Origin of the sequence: Nonomuraea sp. NPDC050547, assembly GCF_044457345.1 — a bacterium.
Classification (GTDB): Bacteria; Actinomycetota; Actinomycetes; order Streptosporangiales; family Streptosporangiaceae; genus Nonomuraea.
Genome location: NZ_JBITGW010000016.1, coordinates 195,029 through 219,533 on the forward strand (window position 1 = coordinate 195,029; position 24,505 = coordinate 219,533).

General features: G+C 71.2%; 24 protein-coding genes. 12 read left to right on the forward strand and 12 right to left on the reverse strand.

The window, feature by feature from the left end:
- Positions 1-52 precede the first annotated feature (52 nt).
- Together ACIBHY_RS35675 and ACIBHY_RS35680 are read left to right on the forward strand one after the other, a co-directional pair.
- A complete protein-coding gene (locus ACIBHY_RS35675) occupies positions 53-1,252 on the forward strand; it encodes an acetyl-CoA C-acetyltransferase (protein WP_397308988.1) in 1,200 nt (399 codons plus the stop codon).
- Positions 1,252-3,363: a 3-hydroxyacyl-CoA dehydrogenase NAD-binding domain-containing protein gene (locus ACIBHY_RS35680; protein WP_397308989.1), complete on the forward strand. Its 2,112-nt coding sequence runs from the start codon at positions 1,252-1,254 to the stop codon at positions 3,361-3,363. The genes ACIBHY_RS35675 and ACIBHY_RS35680 overlap by 1 nt, the downstream gene beginning before the upstream one ends.
- Here ACIBHY_RS35680 and ACIBHY_RS35685 read toward each other — a convergent pair.
- From ACIBHY_RS35685 to ACIBHY_RS35695, 3 genes are all read right to left on the reverse strand, one after another.
- Complete coding sequence (locus tag ACIBHY_RS35685) at positions 3,337-5,025, reverse strand: CocE/NonD family hydrolase (RefSeq protein ID WP_397308990.1); 1,689 nt, start codon at positions 5,023-5,025, stop codon at positions 3,337-3,339. The genes ACIBHY_RS35680 and ACIBHY_RS35685 overlap by 27 nt on opposite strands.
- Complete coding sequence (locus ACIBHY_RS35690; RefSeq protein WP_397254611.1) at positions 5,022-6,203, reverse strand: serine hydrolase domain-containing protein; 1,182 nt, start codon at positions 6,201-6,203, stop codon at positions 5,022-5,024. The genes ACIBHY_RS35685 and ACIBHY_RS35690 overlap by 4 nt, the downstream gene beginning before the upstream one ends.
- 96 nt (positions 6,204-6,299) lie before the next feature.
- A complete protein-coding gene (locus tag ACIBHY_RS35695; RefSeq protein WP_397254613.1) occupies positions 6,300-9,074 on the reverse strand; it encodes a tetratricopeptide repeat protein in 2,775 nt (924 codons plus the stop codon).
- Between the two features lie 85 nt (positions 9,075-9,159).
- Between ACIBHY_RS35695 and ACIBHY_RS35700 the strand changes: the two genes are divergently transcribed.
- A complete protein-coding gene (locus tag ACIBHY_RS35700) occupies positions 9,160-9,612 on the forward strand; it encodes a carboxymuconolactone decarboxylase family protein (protein WP_397308991.1) in 453 nt (150 codons plus the stop codon).
- 49 nt (positions 9,613-9,661) lie between these two features.
- Here the strand turns inward: ACIBHY_RS35700 and ACIBHY_RS35705 are convergent, their stop codons facing one another.
- Positions 9,662-10,750 carry an FAD-dependent oxidoreductase gene (locus ACIBHY_RS35705; RefSeq protein ID WP_397308992.1) on the reverse strand — a complete coding sequence of 363 codons (1,089 nt, stop codon included), beginning with the start codon at positions 10,748-10,750 and terminating at the stop codon, positions 9,662-9,664.
- Positions 10,751-10,776: 26 nt separating this feature from the next.
- Between ACIBHY_RS35705 and ACIBHY_RS35710 the strand changes: the two genes are divergently transcribed.
- Positions 10,777-11,325: a TetR-like C-terminal domain-containing protein gene (locus tag ACIBHY_RS35710; protein WP_397254620.1), complete on the forward strand. Its 549-nt coding sequence runs from the start codon at positions 10,777-10,779 to the stop codon at positions 11,323-11,325.
- A 5-nt stretch (positions 11,326-11,330) separates the two neighbouring features.
- Here ACIBHY_RS35710 and ACIBHY_RS35715 read toward each other — a convergent pair whose 3' ends face one another.
- Positions 11,331-11,933, reverse strand: coding sequence for a hypothetical protein (locus ACIBHY_RS35715; RefSeq protein ID WP_397254622.1), 603 nt, complete (start codon positions 11,931-11,933; stop codon positions 11,331-11,333).
- Between the two features lie 132 nt (positions 11,934-12,065).
- On the opposite strand from ACIBHY_RS35715, the gene ACIBHY_RS35720 reads away from it, so the two are divergent.
- A complete protein-coding gene (locus ACIBHY_RS35720; protein ID WP_397308993.1) occupies positions 12,066-12,533 on the forward strand; it encodes a hypothetical protein in 468 nt (155 codons plus the stop codon).
- On the opposite strand, the gene ACIBHY_RS35725 is transcribed toward ACIBHY_RS35720, so the two are convergent.
- The 3 genes from ACIBHY_RS35725 to ACIBHY_RS35735 all read right to left on the reverse strand — a co-directional run bounded on the left by ACIBHY_RS35725 (position 12,511) and on the right by ACIBHY_RS35735 (position 15,517).
- On the reverse strand, positions 12,511-12,858 hold the full coding sequence (locus tag ACIBHY_RS35725; RefSeq protein WP_397254626.1) for a VOC family protein: 348 nt from the start codon (positions 12,856-12,858) through the stop codon (positions 12,511-12,513). The genes ACIBHY_RS35720 and ACIBHY_RS35725 overlap by 23 nt on opposite strands.
- Before the next feature lie 89 nt (positions 12,859-12,947).
- Positions 12,948-14,291 (reverse strand): dihydroorotase family protein, encoded by a 1,344-nt coding sequence (locus tag ACIBHY_RS35730; protein ID WP_397254628.1) that lies wholly within the window; start codon positions 14,289-14,291, stop codon positions 12,948-12,950.
- Positions 14,288-15,517 carry an MFS transporter gene (locus tag ACIBHY_RS35735; protein WP_397254630.1) on the reverse strand — a complete coding sequence of 410 codons (1,230 nt, stop codon included), beginning with the start codon at positions 15,515-15,517 and terminating at the stop codon, positions 14,288-14,290. Before ACIBHY_RS35735 ends, ACIBHY_RS35730 begins: the two co-directional genes overlap by 4 nt.
- Before the next feature lie 83 nt (positions 15,518-15,600).
- On the opposite strand from ACIBHY_RS35735, the gene ACIBHY_RS35740 reads away from it, so the two are divergent.
- Together ACIBHY_RS35740 and ACIBHY_RS35745 are read left to right on the forward strand one after the other, a co-directional pair.
- Positions 15,601-16,722 carry an asparaginase gene (locus tag ACIBHY_RS35740; RefSeq protein ID WP_397308994.1) on the forward strand — a complete coding sequence of 374 codons (1,122 nt, stop codon included), beginning with the start codon at positions 15,601-15,603 and terminating at the stop codon, positions 16,720-16,722.
- A complete protein-coding gene (locus ACIBHY_RS35745; RefSeq protein ID WP_397254634.1) occupies positions 16,637-17,296 on the forward strand; it encodes a GntR family transcriptional regulator in 660 nt (219 codons plus the stop codon). Before ACIBHY_RS35740 ends, ACIBHY_RS35745 begins: the two co-directional genes overlap by 86 nt.
- A 1-nt stretch (position 17,297) precedes the next feature.
- Here ACIBHY_RS35745 and ACIBHY_RS35750 read toward each other — a convergent pair whose 3' ends face one another.
- Complete coding sequence (locus ACIBHY_RS35750) at positions 17,298-18,041, reverse strand: SDR family oxidoreductase (protein WP_397254636.1); 744 nt, start codon at positions 18,039-18,041, stop codon at positions 17,298-17,300.
- Between the two features lie 49 nt (positions 18,042-18,090).
- On the opposite strand from ACIBHY_RS35750, the gene ACIBHY_RS35755 reads away from it, so the two are divergent.
- The 3 genes from ACIBHY_RS35755 to ACIBHY_RS35765 all read left to right on the forward strand — a co-directional run bounded on the left by ACIBHY_RS35755 (position 18,091) and on the right by ACIBHY_RS35765 (position 19,561).
- Positions 18,091-18,663 carry a TetR/AcrR family transcriptional regulator gene (locus ACIBHY_RS35755; protein ID WP_379614320.1) on the forward strand — a complete coding sequence of 191 codons (573 nt, stop codon included), beginning with the start codon at positions 18,091-18,093 and terminating at the stop codon, positions 18,661-18,663.
- 112 nt (positions 18,664-18,775) lie between these two features.
- Positions 18,776-19,216: a DUF5994 family protein gene (locus tag ACIBHY_RS35760; protein WP_397308995.1), complete on the forward strand. Its 441-nt coding sequence runs from the start codon at positions 18,776-18,778 to the stop codon at positions 19,214-19,216.
- A gap of 33 nt (positions 19,217-19,249) precedes the next feature.
- A complete protein-coding gene (locus ACIBHY_RS35765; protein ID WP_397308996.1) occupies positions 19,250-19,561 on the forward strand; it encodes an STAS domain-containing protein in 312 nt (103 codons plus the stop codon).
- A gap of 12 nt (positions 19,562-19,573) precedes the next feature.
- Here ACIBHY_RS35765 and ACIBHY_RS35770 read toward each other — a convergent pair whose 3' ends face one another.
- Positions 19,574-19,807, reverse strand: a complete 234-nt coding sequence (locus tag ACIBHY_RS35770) for a hypothetical protein (protein WP_379614326.1) — start codon at positions 19,805-19,807, stop codon at positions 19,574-19,576.
- 65 nt (positions 19,808-19,872) lie between these two features.
- Positions 19,873-20,370: an ATP-binding protein gene (locus tag ACIBHY_RS35775; RefSeq protein ID WP_397308997.1), complete on the reverse strand. Its 498-nt coding sequence runs from the start codon at positions 20,368-20,370 to the stop codon at positions 19,873-19,875.
- A gap of 283 nt (positions 20,371-20,653) precedes the next feature.
- Here ACIBHY_RS35775 and ACIBHY_RS35780 point away from each other — a divergent pair, with 283 nt between their 5' ends.
- Positions 20,654-20,971, forward strand: a complete 318-nt coding sequence (locus ACIBHY_RS35780; RefSeq protein ID WP_397254644.1) for an STAS domain-containing protein — start codon at positions 20,654-20,656, stop codon at positions 20,969-20,971.
- A gap of 136 nt (positions 20,972-21,107) precedes the next feature.
- Here ACIBHY_RS35780 and ACIBHY_RS35785 read toward each other — a convergent pair whose 3' ends face one another.
- On the reverse strand, positions 21,108-21,521 hold the full coding sequence (locus tag ACIBHY_RS35785; protein ID WP_397254646.1) for a VOC family protein: 414 nt from the start codon (positions 21,519-21,521) through the stop codon (positions 21,108-21,110).
- Positions 21,522-22,060: 539 nt separating this feature from the next.
- On the opposite strand from ACIBHY_RS35785, the gene ACIBHY_RS35790 reads away from it, so the two are divergent.
- The gene (locus ACIBHY_RS35790) at positions 22,061-24,481 is read left to right on the forward strand and encodes a M4 family metallopeptidase (protein ID WP_397254648.1); all 2,421 of its coding nucleotides are present in this window, start codon (positions 22,061-22,063) and stop codon (positions 24,479-24,481) included.
- The last annotated feature ends 24 nt before the right edge of the window (positions 24,482-24,505 follow it).

A 24,505-nucleotide genomic window follows, 5' to 3' on the forward strand; every position in this document is an offset into this window, starting at 1 on the left:
ACGGACGGCAGGGTCATTGGCCGGTTCCGCCGCCGTTCCTACCGTCGGGACCGTGGAAGCCCTCATCTTCGACGCCGTGCGCACGCCGCGCGGCCTCAGCAAACGCGGCGCGCTGCGCGGCATCCGCCCCGTCGACCTCGCCGCGCAGGTCCTGCGCGCCCTGGCCGGCCGCAACCGCCTGGACGGCCCGGAGGTCGACGACGTCGTCCTCGGCTGTGTCAGCCCCGTCGGCGAGCAGGGCAGCGACATCGCCCGCATCGCCGCCCTCGTGGCCGGGCTCGACCTCGACACCCCCGGCGTGCAGATCGACCGGTTCTGCGGATCGGGCCTGGAGGCGGTGAACCTGGCGGCCATGAAGATCCGGTCAGGGTTCGAGGACCTGGTGATAGCGGGCGGCGTGGAGTCGATGTCCCGCGTGCCCATGGGCTCGACCGGCGGCGCCTGGATGGACGATCCGGAGACGGCGCTGCGTACCGGGTACGTGCCGCAGGGCGTGGCCATCGACCTGCTGGCCACGCTGGAGGGCTACACCCGCGAGGAGGTGGACGCCTACGCGCTGTCGTCGCAGCGCCGTGCCACGCGGGCCAGGGACAAGGGGTACTTCGACCGCTCGCTCGTCGCGGTGACCGGGCCTGACGGCCTCGCCGTACTGGATCATGACGATGCGATCAGGCCCCGGACCACGATGGAGGGGCTGGCCGGGCTGTCGCCGAGCTTCGCCCTGGCCGGCGAGACGTTCGACGCGGTCGCCGTCGGCCGCTACCCCCAGGTCGAGCGGGTCGAGCACATCCACACCGCGGGAAACTCCTCCCAGATCGTGGACGGCGCCGCCGCCATGCTGATCGGCGGCGCGGCGGCGGGCGAACGGCTGGGCCTCACGCCACGCGCCAGGATCGTCGCGACCGCCGTGGTCGGCACCGAGCCGACGCTGATGTTCACCGGCCCGGTGCCCGCCACCCGCAAGGCGCTGGCCAGGGCCGGCCTCACGCTCGACGACATCGACCTCTTCGAGGTCAACGAGGCGTTCGCGGCCGTGGTGCTCAAGTACGCCCGCGACCTCGGCCTCTCCCCCGACCGGATCAACGTCAACGGCGGCGCGATCGCGCTCGGGCACCCGCTCGGCGCCACCGGCTGCATCATCCTCGGCACCCTGCTGGACGAGCTGGAGCGCCGGAACCTGCGGCGCGGCCTGGCCACCCTGTGCGTGGGCGCCGGCATGGGCATCGCCACGATCATCGAGAGGGGCGTGTGATGGCGATCGGCTACCACCGCGACGACGACGGCATCGTCACGCTCACGCTCGACCGGCACGACCGCCCGGTCAACACGCTCGACGCCGCCTTCGGCACCGCCCTGGCGTCGGCGCTCGACCGCCTGGACTCAGAGCGCGAGCACGTCACCGGCGTGATCGTCGCCTCGGCGAAGCCCACCTTCGCCGTCGGCGCCGACCTCGACCAGGTCTACGCCGTCACCCCCGCCGACGCGGCCGGGTTCGCCGGGCAGCTCGACCGCACCAAGGCCGCCTTCCGCAGACTGGAACGTCTCGGCCGGCCCGTGGTGGCCGTGATCGGCGGCACCGCGCTCGGCGGCGGGCTGGAACTGGCCCTCGCCTGCCACCACCGCCTCTGCGCCGACGACCCGGCCATCCGCCTCGGCCTGCCTGAGGTCACGTTCGGGCTGCTGCCCGGCGGTGGCGGGGTGGTGCGGACCGTCCGCCTGCTGGGCCCCGCCGCCGCCCTGCCCCTGCTCATGGAGGGAGAACGGCTGCCGCCCCGTCGTGCGCTCGACGCCGGGCTGGTGGACCGGCTCGTCCCGGCCCGCGAACTGATCGGGGAGGCCCGCGCGTGGATCGCCGCCCACCCCGAGGCCGCGCAACCATGGGACACCCCCGCCCCATCCGAGGCCACGCAGCCGGGCGGCACCCCCGCGCACCAGGCCCCCGCCGCTCCCCCGCGCTTCTTCGAGACCGCCACCGCCCGCCTGTACGCCAGGACCCACGGCACGCTGCCCGCCCAGGAGCGGATCCTGGCCTGCGTGGCGGAGGCCGTCCGGGTGGACGTCGACACCGCCCTGCGTACCGAGACCCGGCACCTGGTCGCGCTCGCCACCGGCCAGGTGGCCAAGAACATGATCGGCTGCCATTGGCACGACCGCAACGAGGTCACCCGGCGGGCCCGGTCCACCGGCGGAGTACGGCGGCTCGGCGTGATCGGCGCCGGGATGATGGGCGCCGGGATCGCCGCGGTCGCCGCCGCGGCGGGCATCGAGGTGGTGCTCACCGACGTGAGCGCGGAGGCGACCGAGCGCGGGCACGACGAGGCCGTACGCCGGCTGAGGCGGCAGGTCGCCCAGGGCAGGATGAGCGCCGCCGCCTGCGGCGCGGCCGTCGACCACCTCGCCGGTCCTGGCACCGCGATCGCCGGGTGCGACCTCGTGGTCGAGGCCGTCTTCGAGGACCGCGCGCTCAAGCGCCGTGTGCTGGCCGGCGCCGAGGACGGCACCGCCGTGCTCGCCTCCAACACCTCCACGCTGCCGATCACCGGGCTGGCCGAGGGGCTGCGGGCCCCCGGTGACCTCGTGGGTCTGCACTTCATCTCGCCCGTGGAGCGCGTACCCCTGCTGGAGGTCGTGCGCGGCGAGCGGACCGGGGACGCCGCGCTCGCGCTGGCCTTCGCCTTCGCCCGGCAGATCGGCAAGACGCCGATCCTCGTCAACGACGGCCCCGGCTTCTACACCTCGCGGGTGTTCGTCTCCTACACCGCCGAGGGCGCGGCCATGCTCGCGGAGGGCGTGCCGGCGGCGCTCGTGGAGAACGCCGCCCGCGGGGCCGGCATGGCCGTGGGCCCGCTGGCCGTCAGCGACGAGGTCGCCCTGGCCACCATGCTCAGGGTGCGCCGCCAGAACGAGGCGGACGCGGCGGCCGACGGCCGCGAGCTGGGCCACGCCACCGCCTACGGCGTCTTCACCTGGATGGTCGAGCAGATGAACCGGCCTGGGCGGGCCGGGGGCGGCGGCTTCTACGACTACCCCGATCGGGCGCGCAAGCGCCTGTGGCCGGGGCTGGCCGAGCGCTTCGGCGGCGACCGGCCCATTCCCGAGCGGGACGTGCGCGAGCGGCTGCTGTTCGCCCAGGCGCTGGAGAGCGTGCGCGCCCTGGAGGACGGGATCCTGACCTCCACCGCCGACGCGAACGTCGGCAGCGTGCTCGGCCTCGCCTTCGCGCCGTGGTCGGGCGGCACACTCCAGTTCGTCAACCAGTACGGCCCGCGCGCCTTCACCGAACGCGCCGACCGGCTGGCCGACGCCTATGGCGAGCACCTGCGCCCGCCGTCCCTGCTACGGGGTCGGACCGAGCCCTTCTGACAGGACCGGCAGCTCCAGCCGCGACGGATACAGCACGCTGTGGTGCACGGTCTGGTGGGCGACCACCCCTGCGGTGTCGGAGCCGACCGGCTCGCCGGTGTTCATGTTGCGGTCGTAGGCGGGGAAGTCGCTGCTGGTGATCTCCAGGCGGACGCGGTGCCCGGCCGGGAAGCGCCACGCGGTGTGGCCGAGGCCGATGGTGTACTCCTCGACCGTTCCCGGCTCCAGGAGTTGCTCGATGTCCGGTCCGTGCCGGTGGCGGGCGCGCTGCACGCCACCGGCCGCGGCCAGCGCGCGGCCGTCGGGGAAGACGTCGACGAGCTTGGCGGCGAAGTCGGTGTCGCGGGCCGACGACGCCGCGAACAGCCGTACCGCCACCTGGCCCACCACGTCGAGCGGCTCGTCCAGGACGGGCGAGGTGTAACACAGGACGTCGGGGCGCTCCTGCAGCCGGGAACGGTCGAGCGGGCCCGGCACCAGCCGGCCCAGGTTGACCACCCGGCCGCCGCGGGTGGGCACGGGGTCGTCCGGGTCGTAGGCGTAGTGGTCGGGATGCTCGTCCGTGGGCGGCTGTGTGCCCAGACGGCCGTCGTCCTCCAGGTACAGCGTCCTGAGCTCGCCCGGCGGCGGCCACCGGTCCGCGTCGCGCCACTCGTCGGCGCCCATGAGGAAGTACCGCACGGCGGGCGCCGCGGACGGAGTGCCCCGCACGTGTTCGTCGAAGAAGGCCAGGTGCTGGGCGGACAGGCCGAGCACGGTGGCGTCGCCGCGGGCGGAGAAGCTGACCTCGCCCTGGCAGTAGCCGAGCCGGCCGTCGTGCGACCAGGGGCCCACGATGAGCCGGTGCCGGTCGCCGTGGATCGCGCGCAGGCGCAGGAAGCTCTCGATGGTGGAGTCGCAGTGGTTGTCGAACCAGCCGGTGACGCTCAGGGCGGGCACCTCGACGGCCTCGTAGGCGAACGACTCGGCGATGCCAGGCGTGCCGTACGCCAGCATCTTCCCCACGTCGAGCGGGAAGCCCGGAACCGCGGCGAACTGCGGCAGGTCCTTCAGCGGCAACGTGCGCAGGGCGGCGGCCGGGTCGGTGGCGAGCTCCCACAGCTCGTAGGCGGCGCCGGGGTCGGCCGGACGCCCGGCGGCCCGCTCGCGCTCCAGCCAGTCCATGGCCATGAACGCCAGCCACGCCATGACCTCGTTGACGCGCATGACGCCGCCGGCGGCGCGGTCGAGTTCGGCGCTGCTGGTCATTCCGGGCGCGATCGCGCGCAGGTGCGGCGGGCGTTCCGCGGCGCCGAGCAGCTGCACGATCCCGAGGTAGGAGGCCCCGGCCATGACGACGTTGCCGTCGCACCACGGCTGCGCGGCGGCCCATTCCACCGTGTCGTGGGTGTCGCGGGCCTCCTGCTCGGCCATGAAGATCGTCCACTCGCCGTCGGAGCCCGCGCGGCCGCGCGTGTCCTGCACGACGCAGGCGTAGTCGCCCTGCACGCACTCCAGCGGGCGCAGGAAGTCGTTGTTGGTCCCCGTCCGTCCGTACGGCGTGCGGATCAGCACGGCGGGGCGGCGCCGTCCGTCGTCCGGCGTCCAGACGTCGCCGCGCAGCACGACGCCATCCCGCATGGGCATCTCCGCGTCGCGGACGATGGTGATCGGGGCCTTCACAGCACGGCCTTGTAGACGGCCTCGACCAGCGACTTGACCCGGAAGTCGCCGCCTTCCAGCAGCTCGGAGCCGCGGTTGGGCACGTAGCCGAACCCCATCCCGCGCTCGGGGTCGGCGAAGGCGAACGAGCCGGTGGCGCCGCTGCCGCCGAACAGGCCCTTGAGGTGCTCGGGCGCGGCCCAGAAGGGCCCTCCGGGAACGAGGAAGCCGAGTCCCCAGGCGGTGCGGACCTTGAGGAGCTCGTCGATGCCGTCCGACTCGGGGGTACGGATCTTGTCGACCAGCCAGGGCGAGAAGAGCCGGATGCCGTCGACCTCGCCGATCATGGCGGCGAAGTAGCGGGCCAGGGAGTGGGCGGAGGCGACGCCGTCCATGGAGGGGCTCTCCACCTGGTAGGTGCGGGGGTTGTTGGAGTCGTCCCACTCCTGGGTGACGCTGCCGTAGAAGGCGCGGAAGCTCAGGGTGTCCGGGTCCCCCAGCGCCTGGACGAAGTCCGCCATCTCCGGCACCTGCATGCCGAGCTGGACGGACCGCTCGTCCGGCAGGACCATCTTGGCCAGCCGGGGCAGCGCGGCGTCGGGCACGCGGACGTAGCAGTCGAGGCCGAGCGGGCCGGTGATCTCCGCTTCGAGGAACGCGCTCAGCGTCATCCCGGACACGCGGCGGACGATCTCCCCGGCGAGGTGGCCGATGGTGACGCCGTGGTAGCCGTGCCGGGTGCCGGGCGGCCATTCCGGGGCGGCCGCGGCGAGGGTGTCGGTGATCGGGGTCCAGTCGCGCAGGTCCTCCCAGGTGACCGGGCGTGTGTGCATGCTGGGCAGTCCGGCGCGGTGGGCGAGCAGGGTGCGGACGGTGATGCCGCCCTTGCCGTTCTGGACGAACTCGGGCCAGTAGCGGGCGACCGGCGCCTCCAGGTCCACCTCCCCGCGCTCGACCAGCCGCAGAAGCGCGCCCGACGCGAACGTCTTGCAGGTGGAGGCGATGGCGGCCAGCGTGTCCCGGTTCCAGGGGCGATGGGTGTCCGGGTCGGCCTCGCCGCCCCACAGGTCGACGACGGGGCGGCCGTACCGGTAGACGGCGAGACCGGCGCCGACCTCGCCGCTGTCGGTGAAGTTGCGCTCGAACGCCTCGCGGACGGCCTCGAAACCGGGGGCGACGGTGCCTTGGACATGGGTCATGGCGGATTCCCTCCACAGCTCTACCGACCGGTCGGTCGATACCATAACGATATCGACCGACCGGTCGGTCGGCAACTTTCGGAGCCCGGGATCTGCCTACCGCGCGCGTTCGAGCAGGGCCCGCACCTCGTCCGCCTCGGGCACGCCGAGCTCGCCGTACAGGTCAAGGGCCAGCCGCCCGTGCTCGCGGGCCTGGTCGGAGTGTCCCAGCGTGAGATGGGCGCGGGCCAGGCCGTCGTGCGCGCGGGCCTGCTCAGGCCGGTTGCGGGAGGCGTCGGCCAGCGCGAGCGCCGCCTCGTGCTCCTCGACCGCCCGTGCGGGATCGCCTGCCGCCTCGGCCAGCCCGTTGAGCGCGACCGCCTCGTCCGTGATGTTGCCGAGCTTGCGGTAGAGCGCGGCGGCCTCCTGGTGCCGGGTGCGCGCCTGGTCGAGCAGGCCCTGGTGGCGCGCGACGACGCCGAGGTGGTTGAGCACCAGCGCCTCGCCGCCCGGGTTGCCGATCTTGCGGTGGAGCGCCAGCGCCACGTCGAGGTGCCTGCGGGCCTCCTCCGGGCGTTCGGCACGGTCGAGGACGAGGGCGAGGTAGCCGAGGACATGGGCCTCGCCCCACGTGTCGGCCCCGATGCGGGTCAGGTCCAGCGCCCGCTTGAGGTACTGCTCCGCCTGCTCGTCCTGGCGCCTGCGCTGAGCGACGTTGCCCAGGGTCAGCAGGGCCCGCGCCTCCTCATGCGGCTCCTCGCACGCCTCCAGCGCCTGGTTCGCGTGCTCCTCCGCCTGCTCGTACCGGCCGAGGCGCCAGTACGTCCAGGACAGGTCGGTCAGCGCCTGCGCCTCGAAGCCGTGGCTGCCGAGCGTGCGGCTGCGCCGCAGGACCAGGTTGTGCAGGGTCAGGGCGTCGTCGTGGTGCGCCTGCCGGTCGAGGTACGGGCGCAGCGCCAGGCCCATGAAACCGAGGCAGACCTCCGGTCCGTGCAACGCGGTCACGATGATGTTGGAGCGCTCGGCGTCGAGCCAGGTGAGGGCCTCGTCGGCGTCGCGGATGGGCGGGATCGGGGACTGCGGCTGCGGGATGCCCTCGCGCTGCACGATGCTGTCGGGGAAGAGCCGGTCCATCGCCGCACGCGAGCGGTGCAGGTAGTAGACGAGCAGCTGCAGGATCGCGCCGTCGTCGGCGCCGAGTGAGCGGGCGTGCTCGCGGAGCAGGTCGTGGAAGGTGTACCTGCCGGGTTCGAGCTGCAGGAGCATGTGGGCGTCCAGCAGGCTTTCGAGCAGATCCTCCGCCTCGTCCTCCGAGATCCCGGCCAGGGCGGCGGCGCCGTTCGGGTCGATGTCGCGGCCGGGGACCAGCCCGAGCAGGCGGAACAACCGCTGCTCGTCCTCGTGGAGCTGCTCGTAGGAGATGCTGAACGCGGCCGACACCCCGTCCAGCAGCCGTCGCTGGTCGCGCAGTTTGCCGGCGAGGTAGGCGACCGTCCAGCGCTGGCGGTGCTGCAGGCGGGCGGCCGAGATCCGGATGGCGAGCGGCAGATAGCCGCACAGCTCCAGCACCTCGCGGACCGCGTCGGGTTCGTCCCGCGCGCGGTCGCCGACGATCCGGCCGAACAGCTCCACGGCGTCCTGCTCATCCAGAACCTCGACGGACAGGGCGCGGGCGCCGTCCAGGCCGACCAGCCGCCGCCTGCTGGTGACCAGGACGAGGGTGTCGGAGCCGCCGGGCAGCAGGGGGCGTACCTGGTCGGCGTCGAGGGCGTTGTCCAGGACGACGAGCACCCGGCGGCCGGCCAGCTCGGCCCGCCACAGGGCGCTGCGCTCGGCCGGGGTCGCCGGGATCTGGTCCACGGGCACGCCCAGCTGGCGCAGCAGGGCCTCCAGCGCGGCTGCGGAGTCGACCGGCGTACTGCCCGCGGTGTGGGCCTGCAGATCGAGGAAGAGCCGGCCGTCCGGGTAACGGCCGGTCAGCTGGTGCGCCACGTGCACGGCGAGCGCGGTCTTGCCGATCCCGGCCATGCCGTCGATCGTGACGAGCGCCGCCTCCTGCTCGTCGGCGAGCCGTTCCAGCTCAGCGGTACGTCCGGAGAAATCCGGAATGTCGTAAGGCAGGAAGGTCCGCCGCGGCGGCGCGGCCGGTGCCGGCGGCTGGACGGGCCCGGCCGCCTCGGCCAGGCGCAGCGAAGGATCGTCGTTCAGCACCGCCCGCTCCAGTTCGGCGAACGCGTGCCCCGGGTCCAGCCCCTGCTCGTCGGCCAGCGCCGTACGGTAGGCGCGCGCCGCGGCCAGGGCGTCGGCCTGCCGGCCCGAGCGGTGCAGGGCCAGGACCAGGTGGCCGTTCAGCTTCTCCCTGATCGGGTTGGCGGCGACCTGGGCGGCCAGGTCGTCGAGCAGCTCCGCGTGGCGACCGGCGGCGAGCTCGGTCTCCGCCAGGCGTTCGCAGGCCGTCAGCCGCCGGTCGTTCCAGAGGTCGCGGACTCCGGCGACGTAGTGCGCGTGCACGTCTTCGAGGGCTTCGCCGTTCCACAGCTTCAGTGCCCCGCGCAGGTCGCCGAGCGTCACGAGCTCGGTGAACTCCTGGGCGTCCACCTGCCCCTGCGCCGGGTTCACGACGTAGCCGCCGGCCCGGGTCTCCAGCAGGTCGCCGTCGCCCGCGCCGCGCAGTGCCTTGCGGATCGCGGTGATCGAGGCGTGGACCTGCGAGCGGGCGGTGTCGGGCTGGTCATAGCCCCACATGGCCTCGATCAGCCGGTCGATGCTGATGACCCGTCCGGCGTTGAGCAGGAGATAGGCCAGCACCGCGCGATGCCGCGGGGCGATGCCCGCGAGAGGACCCCCGTCGACGATCACTTGGACCGGCCCGAGAAGCGTAAACCGCACCATTGTCACCCCATCGTCGACGCATAGCGAATGTATCAACTCGGGCGACCAATCTGTTCTCACAGCAACAACGACGAAAGAGGACAAAATGGAAGCCCGGATGAAGAACCCCGCGACGATCATCCCCGCCGCGATGAAGCCGATCATGGAGCTGATGAAGGCCGCGCAGTCGCAGGGCCTGCCCCAGGAACTGCTGGAGATGATCCACCTGCGCGTCAGCCAGGTCAACGGCTGCAGCTTCTGCGTCGACGCCGGCCTCAAGAACCTGCGCAAGCTCGGCGAGAGCGACGAGCGCGTCGGCCTGGTCGCCGCCTGGCGCGAGGCCCCGTACTACACCGACTCCGAGCGCGCCGCCCTGGCGCTGGCCGAGGCCGCCACCCGGCTGGCCGACCGCCCCGACTCCGTCTCCGACGAGATCTGGAACGACGCCGCCGACCACTTCGACGAGCAGCAGCTCGCCGCGATCCTGCTCATGATCGCCACGACGAACCTCTTCAACCGCCTCAACGCCCCGATCCGCCAGGTCGCCGGCACTTGGTAGAACCGGCCCTTCCCACCCTGTCAGGAGCTCACCATGAAGGTCCTCTGACTCACGCCATGGCCGAGAGGTACCCGCTCGACTTGCGGATCCACCAGGAGTACAGGACGCTCATCGGCCCGCCGGGCATTTTCCTGCCCGGCCGGTTGGCGATCTCGTCACCGGCCAGCCTGGCGGGCAGGCGCAGTTGCCTGGACCGGGTCCGCTCGTAGCCCCGCAGGTCGCCCAGTGAGCGGGTCAGCAGCCAGGCGTCTTCGATCGCCTGGTTGGTGCCCTGGGCGAGGCTGGGGGGCATCGTGTGGGCCGAGTCGCCCAGGAGCGTGGTGGCCCCGCGCCCCCAGACCTCCGGCACCTTGTGCCGCCAGTGCGGGAACGCCTGCATCTCGGTCACCGACGACAGCACCTCGGGGGCCAGGCCCTTCCACCCGCCGAAGACCTCCTTGAGCCGGCCGATCGGGTCGACCTCGTCCAGCCAGAGCGGACGGCCCGGCGCCGTGCGCAGCTCGAACCAGTTCAGCACCCTGCCGGGGCCCGCCGGGGTCAGGCCCATCATCCCCTCCTTGCCGGTGATGACCAGGGAGCGCCCGGTGCCGACCAGCTCCAGGGGCACGTCGGCGAAGGTCTGCCAGGTGACCCATTCGGTACGCCGGGCCGGATCCTCCTTTCCCAGCGCGTGCCGTACCGCGGAGTTGCGGCCGTCGGCGCCGATCAGGACGTCGCCGCGGACCGTGCTCCCGTCGGCCAGCGTGACCTCGGCCCGGTCGGGGTCGACGCCCACGACCTCGCTTCCGTAGCGGACGGGCACCCCTTCGATCAGACGTTCGACCAGGTCCCGGCGGGCGATGTGCACGCTGGGAGCGCCGTACTTACGTTCGAGACGCAACAGGTCGATGTTCATCAGCGATACGCCCTCCGGCGACCACCCCTCCAGCACCGTCAGCCGGCTGCCCAGGTCGGTCGGGTCCGCCCCGAGCTCGCGCAGGATACGGATCGAACCCGGCCACAACGTGACGGAGCCGCCCGCCGTCCGCAACTCCGGCGCCCGCTCAAGGATCTCCACGTCGTGTCCGGCCGCCGCGAGCGAGCGCGCCGCGACCAATCCGCCCGGCCCCGCGCCTATGATGATGATTCTGATACGCATAGTATCTGATACTAGGAGTCTCACTTATGGCGCGCAAGCCCGATCCGGAGGTCGATGTCCGCATCAAGCGGGCGGCGACCACCCTGATCTTCACGAAGGGCCTGGACTTCACCATGGACGAGGTGGCCCAGGCCGCCTCCGTGGGCAGGGCGAGCGTGTTCCGCCGCTACGCCACCAAACGGGACCTTCTGCTCGACGCGCTCGGCTCGGCCATGGACGCCAAGGTGGCGATGCCCGACACCGGGTCGTTCGCCGGCGACCTGCGCGTGGTCGTCACCGAGACGATGGAGGCCTGGAAGGCCATGGGCCCCATCGCCAGGCAGATGTACGGCGAGGCCGGCCGCGACCCCGCCGTGGCCGAGATCCTGCGCGAGGCGATGCGGTCGAGAATGGCCCGCGCATGGGAGATCTACGACAACGCGCTCGCCCGCGGCGAGGTACGCGAGGACGCCGACCTGTGGCTGCTGAGTGACATGTTCGTCGGCGTGGTCGTCTACCGGGGCATGCTGGAGAAGGAGTTGCCCACCGTGGAGGCCGTCGTCGAGGCCCTGCTGCACGGCTTCGCTCCCCGCTGAGCCGTTCAGCAGACTCCGGGAAGGGAGCAGACCTTGGCGGCCATCTTCCTGGTGGTCTTGGTCAGCCCGCCCGGGTTGTAGTCGCCGGCGGAGGTGGTGTAGATCATCAGGGCGCTGCCCCTGCGCGCGACGACGCCGGTGACCGTCTCGTTCACGTAGCCGTCCTGCCAGGTCCGGTAGCCCATGCCGATCGACTCGTCGCCCGCCTTGACCTTGCTCGTCCGCCACCGGATCTTGAGAGCGGGAGAGGCCGGATCCCCCTTGCGCGCGCACCGCTTGACCTCGGCGCGCAGCTTGGCGAACGCGGCGTGGGCGGCACGCGGGCTCTTGTACAGGACGAGTTGTTCCGACTCGCCGCTCGGGGCGCTGGTCCAGAGCGTGATCGTGCGGGCCGCCAGGCGGCCGCGGTCGATGGCGCGCCGGTGTACGCACGGGTTCAGCTCCAGCGGCCTGGTGAGCTTGTCGCTGATCTTGTAGCCCATTTCGGCCGCGTCGTCCGGAGAAAGGACCTTGCGTGCGGCGGGCTCGCTGAACAGGAAGTTCTTCGGGATCTCGGTCGCGGTCGCCGGCGAGAGGGCCAGCACCATGGAGAGCGTCACGGTGATCATGCAACCTTGGACTCCGCCGTGGACCCCTTGGTTCGCCTCACCCCCTTGGGTACAGCGCACCCTTGATGAGCACGTTGTACCCACATGTTCTTGGTGTTAACAAGCCCATTCCCATCCCATACCGTGGGAGGAATGCACGGAAAGATCGAAGCAGCACTGGAAAAGACGTACGGCACGGCCCAGCCGTGGGGAGAGCTGGCCGGAGGCGCCATCCGCGCGTACGCGGTCGACCTCCCGCGCCCCCACTGGCACCTGATCACCATCGGGACGGGCCGGCACGGCTACGAGTTCAGCCTCCGCGTGGCCCGCGGCCCCGCGGACGCCGCCCCGCCCGACTGGTGCATCGGCATCCTGCTCGACCTGCGCGAACGGCCCCTGGCCCCCGGCCAGCTCACCCGCATGAACCCGCGAGGATCACTGACGGCGCTGGCCCTGACCGTGGACCCCGAGTTCGACGTCCTGGACACGCTCACGTTCTTGCAGGTCGCCGCGCTCACCGAGGCCGAGTACGAGCGGGCGCGGGCAGGTCACGTCATCCCCACCCTGTGGCAGATCGGCCAGGACGTGCCCCTGCACATCATCGATGACTCAGCACGTTGATCACCCGGCCGTTGGGGTCACGGACGAAGAACCGTCGCACCCCCCAATCCTCATCACGCAGGTCGTGCACGATCTCGGCGCCACTCGCACGCACGGCCGCGTACGCCGCGTCGACGTCATCCACCTCGACGCTCACGTCCGGCGTGACCGGGGCGGTCTTGTCACCGGTCATGAAGCTGATCTGCGCCGCCGGGGTGGACGGCGAGGCGAGCGTCACGATCCACCCGTGGTCCATGACCTCCTCGAACCCCAGCAGCCCGTAGAACTCCCGGCTCTCCTGCAGGGCCTTCGACCGGATGACGGGCATGACGCGGCTGACGGACATCGAAAACTCCAGATCTGTATGGAAACTCTTCCCCGAAGGGCGGTCCCCCGGCCAAAGCACCCCCAACCGCCCTCGGCACCGCCACAATCCTAAGCGCCACCGCCGGACAGGAACCGGCCCTCGCGGGCGTCGAGAGGTTCGCCCTTCTCGGCGATCAGGACACCACGCAGATACGTCCGCACCACCAGGCCGGTGACGGCACGGCCGTGGTACGGGGTCCAGCCCGCCTTGGACAGCATGTTCTCGTTGGCCAGCGTGCGCCGGCCGCCGGGATCGACCAGGACCAGATCGGCGTCGGCCCCCACACCGATCCGGCCCTTGCGCGGGTACAGGCCGTACGTGCGGGCCGGCGTCTCTGCGTACACGCGGGCGACGTCCTCGTGGCTCAGGTGGCCACGGGCGGCGGCGTCCAGCAGGACCGGCAGGGTGGTGTCGAGTCCGGGCAGGCCGAAGTGAACGTTCCAGATGTCGCCGGCGGCCTTCTGCTCCAGGGTGGACGGGGCGTGGTCGCTCGACATGTGCGTCAGCGTGCCGGAGCGCAGCAGCCGCCACATCAACGCCTCGTCGGAGTCGGTGCGCGCCCTGGCCGGCGGCGTGAACTTGCGCAGCGCCCCGTGCTCGTGCACCTCGTCCTCCCGCAGCAGGAAGTACTGCGGGCAGCCCTCGGCGCCCAGCCGGGCGCCGCCGGCCCGCTCGCGCGCGAGGTAGTCGGCGACCTCGGGGTGGCTGACGTGCGCGACGACGGCCCGCGCTCCGACGCGCCTGACGAGCAGCGCGGTGACAGCCGCTGCGACGACTTCGGCGTCACGGTCGCGCCAGTCGGGGAGCAGGCCGGGGTCCGTACGCCCGGATCCGCGCAGCAGACGCTCGGCGTCCGCGGTCAGCGACTCGTCCTCGCAGTGCACCAGGCTGACGGCGTCCGCCAGTGCGGTGGCGTTGAGATGGGCGCGCAGCGCGGCGGCGTCGTGGCCGGGGATGCCGTGCGTGGTGCAGGTGAACACCTTGAAGAAGGCGACGCCCGCCCGCCACAACCCGGCGACGTCGCCGGCGGCGCCGGGCCAGGCGTGCGCGGCCAGCCCGAAGTCGACGTTGGAGCGGCCGGTGAGGTACGACTGCTTGCCGCGCAGATCCGCCACCGTGCGCACGGGCGCGCCGTGGCTGTGCTCCACGATGGTGGTGACGCCGGCCACCGCCGCTGCCGCCGTACCGGTCGGGAAGTCCTCGCGCTCGATGCTGCCTGGGTCCATGAGATGGACGTGGGTGTCCACCCCGCCGGGCAGAACCAGCAGGCCCGACGCGTCGACCTCCCGGCGGGCCGCGGGCCGGTCGGTGCCGATGACCGCGATCCGGCCGTCGGCGACGCCGATGTTCTGCCGCCGGCGGCCGCCCGGGGTGACGACCATGCCACCGGCGATCAGCAGGTCCAGCGTCATCGGTGAGTTCCCTTCTCCGTTTTCACCAGCAGGAGCGTGGCCAGGGCCACGATAGGCAGAATCCCCAGCACGCCCACCGCCGCGCCGCCCCAGCCGAAGTGTCCCTTGAGGGCCGTGAACAGGTATCCGGCGAAGGCCGACGGAATGTAGAAGCAGGCCACGAACAGGCCGGAGACCCGCCCGGCCAGCTCCGGGCGGACGGAGCGCTGAATGGCCGAGTAGAGGTTCACGAACAGCACACCGCTGGCCAGCGCGCCCTCGGCGAACGAGAGGGTGTACTGCATGCCGTGCCCGCCGGGTACGTGGAACATGACCAGGCCGACGACGCTGAGCCCCACCAGGCAGACCAGCATCAAGCGGCGCTGGTCGAGGCGGTCACCGAGGTATCCGCCGACGATGCTCAGCATGGCGCCGCACCCGAACATGGCGGCGGCGAAGCCCGCCTCGGTCCTGGTGAAGCCGAGCTCCTCCTGGAGATAGGTGGGGTAGATCCCGAGGTAGCTGTAGAGCATGACGCCGACCACGCCGGCGCTGACCGCGAGCAGCACGGTATTGCGGTTGAGCAGGAACGCCGGCAGATGGGCACCGCCGGCGGCGGCCGCGGTCCCGGCCGGCTCCGCCCGCTCGGAGAAGACCTTGGGGACCCCGAACCACAGAACCACGATCATCACCAGGCCCAGGAGCCCATAGGTGATGAACGGCGTCGTCCAGTGACCGGAGGCGGTGGCGAGCATGGCGCCCAGATAGGGGCCGAGTACGCTGCCCAGCCCGAACACCGTGTTCAGGTAGCCCAGGGCCAGGGCGCGTGAGGCGTGGAAGTAGGCCCCGACGGCGGCGAACAGTGCGGTGATCTGCATGGCCTCGCCGACGCCCGACAGGGCCCGGTAGGCGAACATGTCGAGGAATCCGACCGCGAACGCGGTGAGCAAGGTGAATCCCGAGTAGATCAGGATGCCGATCGCCATGACCGCCTTGCGGGACAGGCGGTCGAGCAGGATGCCGGTCGGGACGCCGGCCAGGCCGATGCCGAGGGTGAAGACGGTCGCGAGCAGCCCGCCCTGGGACAGGGCCAGGCCGAGATCGGCGCGGATGTCGGGCAACAGGACCGGGAAGAGCTGCCGGTCCATCGCGTTCAGAATGTAGGACACGCCGAGCATGGCCATCGTGGTCAAGGCCACCGTCCGGGTCAGCCGGGCGGGTGTCGCCTTGGTCTTCTCTGTTGTCATCACTCCTCCATCGCCTCGCTGTTCCCCGAGGTATGTGGATGTTATAAAATGCACCCCATAACCTGTCAATGGAGGATGTGCCCATGACCGACCCCCTGGTCCGCGTCCTGTCCCTGGGCGGCACGATCACGATGACCCCGACCGAGAGCGGCGCGGTCGCACCCACGCTCGGCGGTGACGCGCTACTGGGCGCGGTCGCACCGGCGTTGCGGAGCATCCGGGTCACCGCCCAGACCCTCGGCCGCACCCCGGGCGCCGCGCTCACCCCCCACCTCGTCCTCGACGCCGTCCGCGCCGCGGCCGCGGCGATCCGCGACGGCGCGCACGGAGTGGTCGTGGTCCAGGGAACCGACACCATGGAGGAGTCCGCCTATCTGGCCGACCTCGTCTGGCGTGCGCACGAGCCCGTCGTGTTCACCGGGGCGATGCGGCCCGCGGGCGCGCTCGGCGCGGACGGCCCGGCCAACCTCGCCGCCGCCATCAGGACCGCGGCCGATCCCGAGGCGCGCGACCGCGGCGTGCTCGTGGTCATGAACGACGAGATCCACGCCGCCCACCGGGTCCGCAAGGTTCATGCCGGGGCGTTGCAGGCGTTCGAGTCGGGAGAGTTCGGGCTGCTCGGGCGCGTGGTCGAGGGTCTGCCGTGGTTCGCGGGGGCGCCGGTGGAAGGCGGGGCGCTGCCGTACCCGTCGGGACCGGCCTTTGTCCCTCTGCTTGAGACGCACCTCGGCGACGACGGCGGCGCGCTGCGGGCCCTGCTCGACACCGGGCTCGACGGCGCGGTGATCGCGGCGTACGGCGTCGGCCACGTCTCACCCGCCCTGGCCGACACCATCGAGAAGGCGGCGGCCAAGATCCCGGTCGTGCTCGCCACCAGGACCGGCGCCGGGAGCACCCTGCGCGCCGCCTACGATTTCCCCGGCTCCGAAGCCGACCTGATCGGCCGGGGCGTCATCACCGCGGGACGGCTCAACCCGCGCCAGGCCCGGCTGCTGCTGTGGCTGCTGCTGGCCTCGGGCACCCCTCCGGCCGAGATACCGTCGGCGATCGTCGCACGCGGTGGCGGCTATGCTGAACGGGCGCTGTCGTGGCCGCGTCCAGCCGGATCGGAGGCGAAAAGTGTTGCCCAACAAGCAGCCGAACCGATCAAGGACGGCGCACGAGTACGCCAGGGAGAGGATCCGCACGGCCATCCTCTCGGGTGAGCTCGCGGCCGGCACCCGGCTGCTGCAGCGGGAGATCGCCGCCGACCTCGACGTCAGCACCACCCCGGTCAGGGAGGCGCTGCGCGACCTGGCCACCGAAGGGCTCATCTACCTCGACGCGCACCGGGGCGCCGTGGTGCGCAGCCTCGATCTGGACGAGGTCCGCGAGATCTACGAGATGCGCATGGCGCTCGAACCGCTCATGATCAAGCGGGTGCTCGCCGCCGTCACCGACGAACGGCTGGCCGCGGCGGCTGACCTGTGCGAGCGGATGGCCGTCGAGCCGGATCTGTCCGTCTGGGTCGACCTCAACCGGCGCTTTCACGGCTTGCTCTCCGACGAGGGCGACGACGGCAAGCTGGCCCAGACGCTACGCAGCCTGCGCGCCAGCGCCTCGGCCTACGTCAGCCTGTCCCTGGACGCGCGTCCCGAGCAGGTCGGCGAGGCCAACGCCGAGCACCGCCGCCTGGTCGAGCTCTACCGTGCCCGTGACCTCGACGGGATCATCGCCGTCACCCTCCAGCACCTGCGCAACACGCTGGCCGCCATCGAGGCCGTCCACCAGGAGTTCTGAGTCAGCCGATGCGCGGCCCCAGGTGGACGCCGCCGCTGGCGTCCACCACCTGCCCGGTCACCCATCGGGCCGCGTCGGAGGCGAGGAATCCCACCACGTCGGCCACGTCCTCGGCCCTGCCCACCCGGTCCAGCGCCGTATGGGCGGCGAAGAAGGCCGATGCCTCAGGGGTGAAGAGGGAGGCGTTGGCGCTGGTCCGAGTGGCGCCAGGGGCGACGACGTTCACCGTGATGCCGCGGCTGCCGAGCGCCTGGGCCAGGGAGAGGCTCATGGTCTCCAGCGCGCCCTTGGTCATGGCGAAGGAGGTCTGCGTGGGATAGGCCATGCGGGTGGCGACGGTGGAGATGCTGATGATCCGCCCGCCGTTCCGCATGAGGGGCAGGAGCCGCTGGATGAGGAAGTACGGGGCTTTGACGTTGACCGCGAACAACCGGTCGAACTGCTCAGGGGTGTCCGTCTCGATCGGCCCGGCGGGCGGGGCGGCCGCGTTGTTGACCAGGATGTCCAGTTCGCGCTCCGCCAGCGCGTCGGCCAGTTCGCCCACGCCGGCCATGGTGGCGAGGTCGGCCCGCACCGGGAAGGCGCGCTCGCCGATCCGGTCGACCGTCTCGGCCACCTCGGCCTCACTGGTGCTGTAGTGCACGGCGACGCGGGCGCCATCGGCGGCGAGCCGTTCGGCGATGGAACGGCCGATGCCGCGCGAGGCTCCGGTCACCAGCGCGGTCTTGCCGATCAGTCGTGTCATCGGACCCTCCAGAAATGTTAGTAACTACCACTTTGGTACTGTCTACCACATGACGAGCCTGCGTGACCGGCGCCGTATCGAGACAAGACAGGCGATCCAGGCGCACGCCATCCGCCTCTTCCTCGACCAGGGCTACGACGCGACGACCGTGACCGGCGTGGCCGAGGCGGCGGGCGTCTCCGCGATGACCGTGTACCGGCACTTCGCCACCAAAGAGGACCTGGTGCTGTACGACGACTACGACCAGGTGACCGCCGCCACCGTCGCCGCCCGGCCCGAGACCGAGTCGCTCCACGAGCGCATCGGCCTGGCCCTCGTCGAGATGGCCGCCACGGCGATCGCCGCCGAGAAGGCCATGCTCCTGGCCCGGCTGAGCCTGATGATCTCCGTCCCGGCACTGCGCGCCCACCACCTGGACAGCCAGTACGCCACCCAGTCCGCGATCGTCACCGCGCTCTGCGGCCCGTCGCCGGACCCCGCCGAGGAGTTCCGCGTACGCGCCACGGCCGGAGCCTGCCTGGGCGCCACCCACGTGGCGCTGGTGCGCTGGGCCGAGAGCGACGGCCACGCCGACCTGCCCGGACTGATGCGCCAGGCCCTGGGCTTCGCTTTCGAAAGGTGAGGTAAGGTGCAGTTACCGAGGACATCTCGAGCGTTGGCACTCAGGTCGGCGTCGCCCCCGGCGATTCACCACCGGCCCGTTTGCGCGGGCCCGGACAGGTCAGGCGACGAACATGACGCCGACACTTCTACCGCTCCACCCCGTCCCGCGGCTCAGCCTTGACCCCACGCCCAGCCGAAGAGCCGTCGTGAACGGTGCCTGGTGGCCTCGCTCCCGCGACGCCGCCGCCGAGTTGCCCGGCCTCGTCGCCGCCGGCGACCAGCGGCTGGGGCGCACGACGTTGCTGGTCGGCCTGCACCCGGACGCGTGGCGACACATACCGGACCGGATCCCGGCACGCGGGCGACACGTCCGCGTCGGCCGCTTCCGCGGCGCGGACCCGCACGTGGTCGTGCTGTTCTTCGCCGCCGTCGAGCCGGTGGCCCTGCTGCTCATCCCGCCGGACACCGCCGCCGGACCCGCCCAGAACGCCCTGACGCGCGCCGCCCGGCACACCGCCGACCTGACGGCCGACGACCTCCTCGCCCTCACGCGCCTGCCGACCGCGGTGTGATCCCGCATCGGTTTCTCCGAAAGGAGACCTTTCATGGCCGTCATGTCTGGCATCGCCGAACCGTCGACGCCGACCGTCATTCGCCTGACCGGTGAGATCGACATCTTCACCAGCGCGGCGCTTCGCCGCCGGTTGCTGGGCGCGCTGGACTCCAGCACGAACCTGCTCGTCCTCGACCTGTCCCAGGTGTCGTTCTGCGACGCCTCCGGCCTGGCCGTCCTGGTCGGGATCCAGCACCGCGCCAGGCCGCTGGGCATCACGGTGGTGCTGACCGCACCCCGTCCGTTCATGTCCCGGCTCCTGCGCATCACCGGCCTGGACCGCGGCCTGCCGGTGATGACCTGAATCGGGTACGGCTCAGCAGGGCGTGAAGAAGACCCGCAGCGTGCCGTTCAGGGTTCCCCACTGACCCGCGGGCTGGTTGCAGCCGAACCAGCGCTGCCCGATGACCTGTTCCCCGCTGTAGTAGGTGAAGACGATGAGGTTGTCGCCCCCCGGCGGAGGAGGAGGAATGGCGTGAGCCGGGGTCGAGCCGAGAGCGAGCACGCCGGCGGCCAGCACCGCCGCTAAAACCCCTCGCCTGATCTTCATGACGTTCCTCCCGGGCTTTCCCTGTGGATGATCCGCCATCAAGGTAACCCGGCCGGTGGCGTTTTTCAGCGGGTCCATTCGGTGCGGAATTCGGTTTCCGGCGGAGGCGGGCTCGTCCGGATGTGCTTCATTCCGGTTCCATGAGCGGGAAGTTCGACCGCCAGATGGACGACGGTGCCCTCCTCGCCGGTGGTGATGTCGACGCTGCTGACCAGATGATGGATCAGCCACAGTCCGCGCCCGCCCAGTGCGTCGGGGCTGATCCGGGAGACGTTCAGCCCGTCGAGGGGAATGCCGGGGCCGCGGTCGGAAATCGTGCAGTGCACGTGACCGTCGCTGCGCCACAACTGGATCTCGCCGTGATCGCCGGCGTGCTTCACCACGTTGGCGACGCTCTCGTGAACGGCCAGCACGAACTCCAGCAACCGAACCCCGTTGAGGCCGAGGGATTCGGCGTGCTCGGCCGTCGCGTGCCGGATCATGTGCAAGGAGGAGCCGGTAAAACGATCGGCCATCAGGAATGGCGTGCCATGCTCGGGGAGCGGCGATTTCCCTGCGGTCATCACAGACCCTCACCGTTTCACCAAGTGATGAGACAGCTCGCCCGCCGGGGTCTGGGGCGGTACATATTTTCTCCGCCATGGCGGCGGCCCAACATTCAGTCGCAGGCGAATTATCCGGCCTGACTGACCGACGGTCAAGGTCACGATTACCGGACGGGTCCGCGCGCCGCCAGGAGGTGTAATCTACTTAAGCACTCATTTGTCGATCTTCCGTGTCGTCGGACCTTGCGCCACCTCGGCGACCCGGCTCCGCGCTGCCGCCTGGGATTGTGGAAGATCATCCATGGACGCATTGACGCTCTCGACCCGGGAGCGGGACGGCACGGCCACGGTCAGCGTGGCAGGAGAAATAGACATCGCCACCATCGGGCAGTTGCGCCGGTATGTGCTGGAGATCGTGGGCCGGGGCGTGCGCCGGGTGGTGCTGGACATGACGAAGGTGTCGTTCATCGACGCGGCCGGGCTGGGCGCGATGGTGGGGCTGGCGACCTTGGCCGCGCAGGGAGGCGTCTCGCTGGTGCTGGGCGAGGTCTCCACGGCGGTGACGCGACTCGTGGAGCTGACCGGCCTTGGCGACCGCTTCGCCGTACGGGCTGGGTGAGATGCCCCTCGGGCATCGGAGGCGCCCATGACGGGCAGGGGTGAGACGCCCCGCGCGGCCATGCCCGCACCGCCGGCACCGGCATGGCGGCCGTCGCCGCCGGAGTCATCGGCGACGGCCTCCTATCATCAGCCCTTCACTCGCTGACGACGTCCACGACCCAGGTGACGCCGAACCGGTCCTTCAGCATTCCGTAGAGGGGCGCCCACTGCGCGGGGCCCAGCGGCTGCTGGACGGTCGCGCCGTCGGAGAGCTTCTCCCAGTACGCGGCGACCTCCTCGGCCGTGTCACCGCGGAGCGAGACGAAGAACGCGTTCTCCCCCTGGTTCCAGGGCAGGCGCGACGGGACGTCGTAGGCCATGACGCGAAAGCCGCTGTCGGCGGCCACCTGGCCCCACATCACCTGCTCGGCCTCGGTGGGGTTCTGGACGTTTCCCGCGTCCTTGTACGTCACCGCCACCATCTGGCCGCCGAAGACGGACTGGTAGAAGGTGAGCGCGGCCTGGGCGTCGCCGCGGAAGTTCAGGTGGGTCACAGAGTTGACGGACATGATCGGCTCCTTGCTCGTCGGTTCCTCGGTGACCACCCTCGCAAGGGAAGCGGCCAGGGTGTGGCCGCTTCTCAGACGGATTCTCAGACGGATTCTTCGTGGAGAAGACCTGCGGGGTGACACCCTCGGACCGACCCGAGGTGACGCTCTCAGGGCGAGCTGGAGATGGGGGCGCCGGGGGGCGGGGCGGCGGGGTGCAATTCCGGTTGTCTTTACTTGTCAATACTGGGTGGAGCCAGAAACGGGCGCGAAGAAAGGCCGTAACGGATTACGGGCACGCCGCCCTGGGTGGGAAATGGCTGTTCAGCGGGTTTTGGATGCTTTTGGACCGATACAGCATCTGTCGTCGATGAATTTCCAAGTATTTCCGCACATATTGACGCCCTTTTAGATCTCACGTCAGATGCAGGAAGCTCCGTCTTCCTCCCTTCCTGATTGATCACCGCGGAGCGACGCCAGAGATCTCTGGGGAGATCTCGCACACCCCCCGGCGGCCGACGTACCCCCAGCCGCGGCCGCTCACCCAGAAGGAGCACCGCGTGAAACGCAAACTCGCGTTAGCGCTCGTCGCGAGCACCACCAGCCTGCTCGTGGCGATGTCGGCCTCGATCGCCTCGGGCCAGACCGCCCTGGCGGCAGAGACCGCCGCACCTCCGGACCCGGCCACCGCGGCCGTCCAGGCGGCCGACCGCCTGGTGGAGTCCGAGCCCGGCGCTCTGCGCGTCTCACCCAAGGACGCCTTCGTCCGCCAGGGCGTGACCGCCGGTCAGAACGGACTCAACTACGTCTCCTACGCCCGTACCCACGCCGGCCTGCCGGTGCGCGGCGGCGACTTCGTCGTCGTGACCGACTCCGCGGGCGGCGTGCTGAGCACGTCCATCGCGCAGACCCAGGCGCTGGAGGTCGCCACCAAGCCGGCCATCGGCGCCGACCGGGCGGCCGACGTCGCGCGCGCCCTGGTTCCCGAGGTCGCCTCGGTCTCCGCGCCGCAGCTCAGCGTCTTCGCCGAGGGTGCGGGGCGCCTGGCGTACGAGGTGCGGGTCGACGGCACCGACAAGGGACGCGAGACGAAGCTGCACGTGTTCGTCGACGCGATGAACGGCCAGGTCATCGAGAAGTCCGACCTGGTCATGGACGGCACCGGCAACAGCTACTACAACGGCAACCCGGTCACCATCGGCACCTCCGGCTCGGGCTCCAGCTTCTCGATGACGGACCCGGTCCGTACGGGAATCCGGTGCGGCGGCCAGGACGGCGCGGCGTACACCGGGACCGACGACAACTGGGGCAACGGCTCCGGCACGAACCTGGAGACCGCCTGCGTGGACACGCTGTTCGCGGCGGGCAAGGAATGGGACATGCTCAGCCAGTGGCTGGGCCGTAACGGCATCAACGGCACCGGCGGCGGCTTCCCCGCACGAGTCGGCCTCAACGCCGTCAACGCCTACTGGAACGGCAGCTACACGAACTTCGGCCGCTCCCAGGACAACCAGCGCCAGGTCACCCCGATGGACGTCGTCGCGCACGAGTACGGCCACGCCATCTTCCAGACCACCCCCGGCGGCTCGACCGGCAGCAACGAGAAGGGCGGCCTCAACGAGTCGACCGGCGACATCTTCGGCGCGCTGACCGAGTGGTTCGCCAACGAGCCGGCCAACCTCGACCCGCCCGACTACAGCGTGGGCGAAGAGGTCAACCTGGTGGGCAGCGGCCCGATCCGCTACATGCACCAGCCGTCGCTGATCTCCGGCAACCCCAACTGCTTCTCCGCCTCGGTCCCGAACATGGAGGTCCACGCGGCCGCCGGCGTCCAGAACCACTGGTTCTACCTGCTGGCCGAGGGCACCAACCCGACCAACGGCCAGCCGCAGAGCCCGACCTGCAACTCCACCACCCTGACCGGGCTGGGCCCGCGCAAGGCCGGCCAGATCTTCATGGCCACGCTGCTGCGCAAGACCGCGACGTGGACCCACTCGCTGGCCCGCAAGGCCTCGCTGGAGGCCGCGATCCAGTCGTTCCCCGGCTCCTGCGCCGAGTTCGACGCCACCAAGGCCGCGTGGCTGGCCGTGAGCGTGCCGGCCGCGGCCGGTGAGCCGGCCACCTGCCAGGGCGGCGGCCCCGGCTTCTCGATGGAGCTGAACCCGACGTCGGCCACCGTACAGCCTGGTCAGACGACGACCTCGACCGTGAGCACGGCGACCACCACGCCGCCCGCGCAGACGGTCACCTTCTCGGCCACCGGCCTGCCCGCGGGCGTGAGCGCGACGTTCAACCCGCCGAGCGTGACGTCGGGCGCGTCCTCGACGATGACGATCAACGTGCCGGCGGGCACACCGAGCGCCACCTACAACGTCATCGTCACCGGTGACGGCACCTCGATGGACCGCACCGCCCCGTTCACCCTCAACGTGGGCACGATCAGCAACGTGGTCTTCAACGACACGTTCGAGACCTCGCTGGGCTGGACCACGAACGCCTCGGGCACCGACACCGCCACGTCCGGCGCCTGGGAGCGGGGTGACCCGGCGGCCACGAGCTCCGGCATCGGCCTGCAGCTCGGCACCACCGTCAGCGGCGTCAACGACCTGGTGACCGGCCGCCTGGCCGGCAGCGGGGCGGGCACGCACGACGTCGACGGCGGGGCCACGAGCATCCGCTCGCCGGAGATCGCGCTGCCGTCCGGGACGCTCACGCTGACGTTGTCGTGGTATCTGGCGCATCTCAGCAACGCGAGCAGCGCCGACTACTTCCGCGTCCGCGTCGTGTCCGGCTCGACGAACACCGTCGTGCTGCAGCAGCTCGGCTCGGCCGCCAACCGGGCCGGCGCCTGGCAGCCCGCGACGATCAACCTGTCCTCCTTCGCGGGACAGACCGTCCGGCTGCTGGTCGAGACGGCCGACGCGGGTACGGCCAGCCTGATCGAGGCGGGCGTGGACGACGTGAAGATCACACGTTCCTGACCGCCATCTCCTGACGGTCCCGGC

What these genes read in the sequence shown, in the direction of transcription:
- ACIBHY_RS35705 (WP_397308992.1), bottom strand. Translation starts at nt 10,750, where the DNA reads ATGCGTATCAGAATCATCATCATAGGCGCGGGGCCGGGCGGATTGGTC.
- ACIBHY_RS35750 (WP_397254636.1), bottom strand. Translation starts at nt 18,041, where the DNA reads ATGACACGACTGATCGGCAAGACCGCGCTGGTGACCGGAGCCTCGCGC.
- ACIBHY_RS35785 (WP_397254646.1), bottom strand. Translation starts at nt 21,521, where the DNA reads ATGTCCGTCAACTCTGTGACCCACCTGAACTTCCGCGGCGACGCCCAG.
- ACIBHY_RS35710 (WP_397254620.1), top strand. Translation starts at nt 10,777, where the DNA reads ATGGCGCGCAAGCCCGATCCGGAGGTCGATGTCCGCATCAAGCGGGCG.
- ACIBHY_RS35725 (WP_397254626.1), bottom strand. Translation starts at nt 12,858, where the DNA reads ATGTCCGTCAGCCGCGTCATGCCCGTCATCCGGTCGAAGGCCCTGCAG.
- ACIBHY_RS35760 (WP_397308995.1), top strand. Translation starts at nt 18,776, where the DNA reads ATGACGCCGACACTTCTACCGCTCCACCCCGTCCCGCGGCTCAGCCTT.
- ACIBHY_RS35715 (WP_397254622.1), bottom strand. Translation starts at nt 11,933, where the DNA reads ATGATCACCGTGACGCTCTCCATGGTGCTGGCCCTCTCGCCGGCGACC.
- ACIBHY_RS35680 (WP_397308989.1), top strand. Translation starts at nt 1,252, where the DNA reads ATGGCGATCGGCTACCACCGCGACGACGACGGCATCGTCACGCTCACG.
- ACIBHY_RS35720 (WP_397308993.1), top strand. Translation starts at nt 12,066, where the DNA reads ATGCACGGAAAGATCGAAGCAGCACTGGAAAAGACGTACGGCACGGCC.
- ACIBHY_RS35735 (WP_397254630.1), bottom strand. Translation starts at nt 15,517, where the DNA reads ATGACAACAGAGAAGACCAAGGCGACACCCGCCCGGCTGACCCGGACG.
- ACIBHY_RS35775 (WP_397308997.1), bottom strand. Translation starts at nt 20,370, where the DNA reads ATGACCGCAGGGAAATCGCCGCTCCCCGAGCATGGCACGCCATTCCTG.
- ACIBHY_RS35765 (WP_397308996.1), top strand. Translation starts at nt 19,250, where the DNA reads ATGGCCGTCATGTCTGGCATCGCCGAACCGTCGACGCCGACCGTCATT.
- ACIBHY_RS35700 (WP_397308991.1), top strand. Translation starts at nt 9,160, where the DNA reads ATGGAAGCCCGGATGAAGAACCCCGCGACGATCATCCCCGCCGCGATG.
- ACIBHY_RS35740 (WP_397308994.1), top strand. Translation starts at nt 15,601, where the DNA reads ATGACCGACCCCCTGGTCCGCGTCCTGTCCCTGGGCGGCACGATCACG.
- ACIBHY_RS35730 (WP_397254628.1), bottom strand. Translation starts at nt 14,291, where the DNA reads ATGACGCTGGACCTGCTGATCGCCGGTGGCATGGTCGTCACCCCGGGC.
- ACIBHY_RS35755 (WP_379614320.1), top strand. Translation starts at nt 18,091, where the DNA reads ATGACGAGCCTGCGTGACCGGCGCCGTATCGAGACAAGACAGGCGATC.
- ACIBHY_RS35770 (WP_379614326.1), bottom strand. Translation starts at nt 19,807, where the DNA reads ATGAAGATCAGGCGAGGGGTTTTAGCGGCGGTGCTGGCCGCCGGCGTG.
- ACIBHY_RS35780 (WP_397254644.1), top strand. Translation starts at nt 20,654, where the DNA reads ATGGACGCATTGACGCTCTCGACCCGGGAGCGGGACGGCACGGCCACG.
- ACIBHY_RS35695 (WP_397254613.1), bottom strand. Translation starts at nt 9,074, where the DNA reads ATGGTGCGGTTTACGCTTCTCGGGCCGGTCCAAGTGATCGTCGACGGG.
- ACIBHY_RS35690 (WP_397254611.1), bottom strand. Translation starts at nt 6,203, where the DNA reads ATGACCCATGTCCAAGGCACCGTCGCCCCCGGTTTCGAGGCCGTCCGC.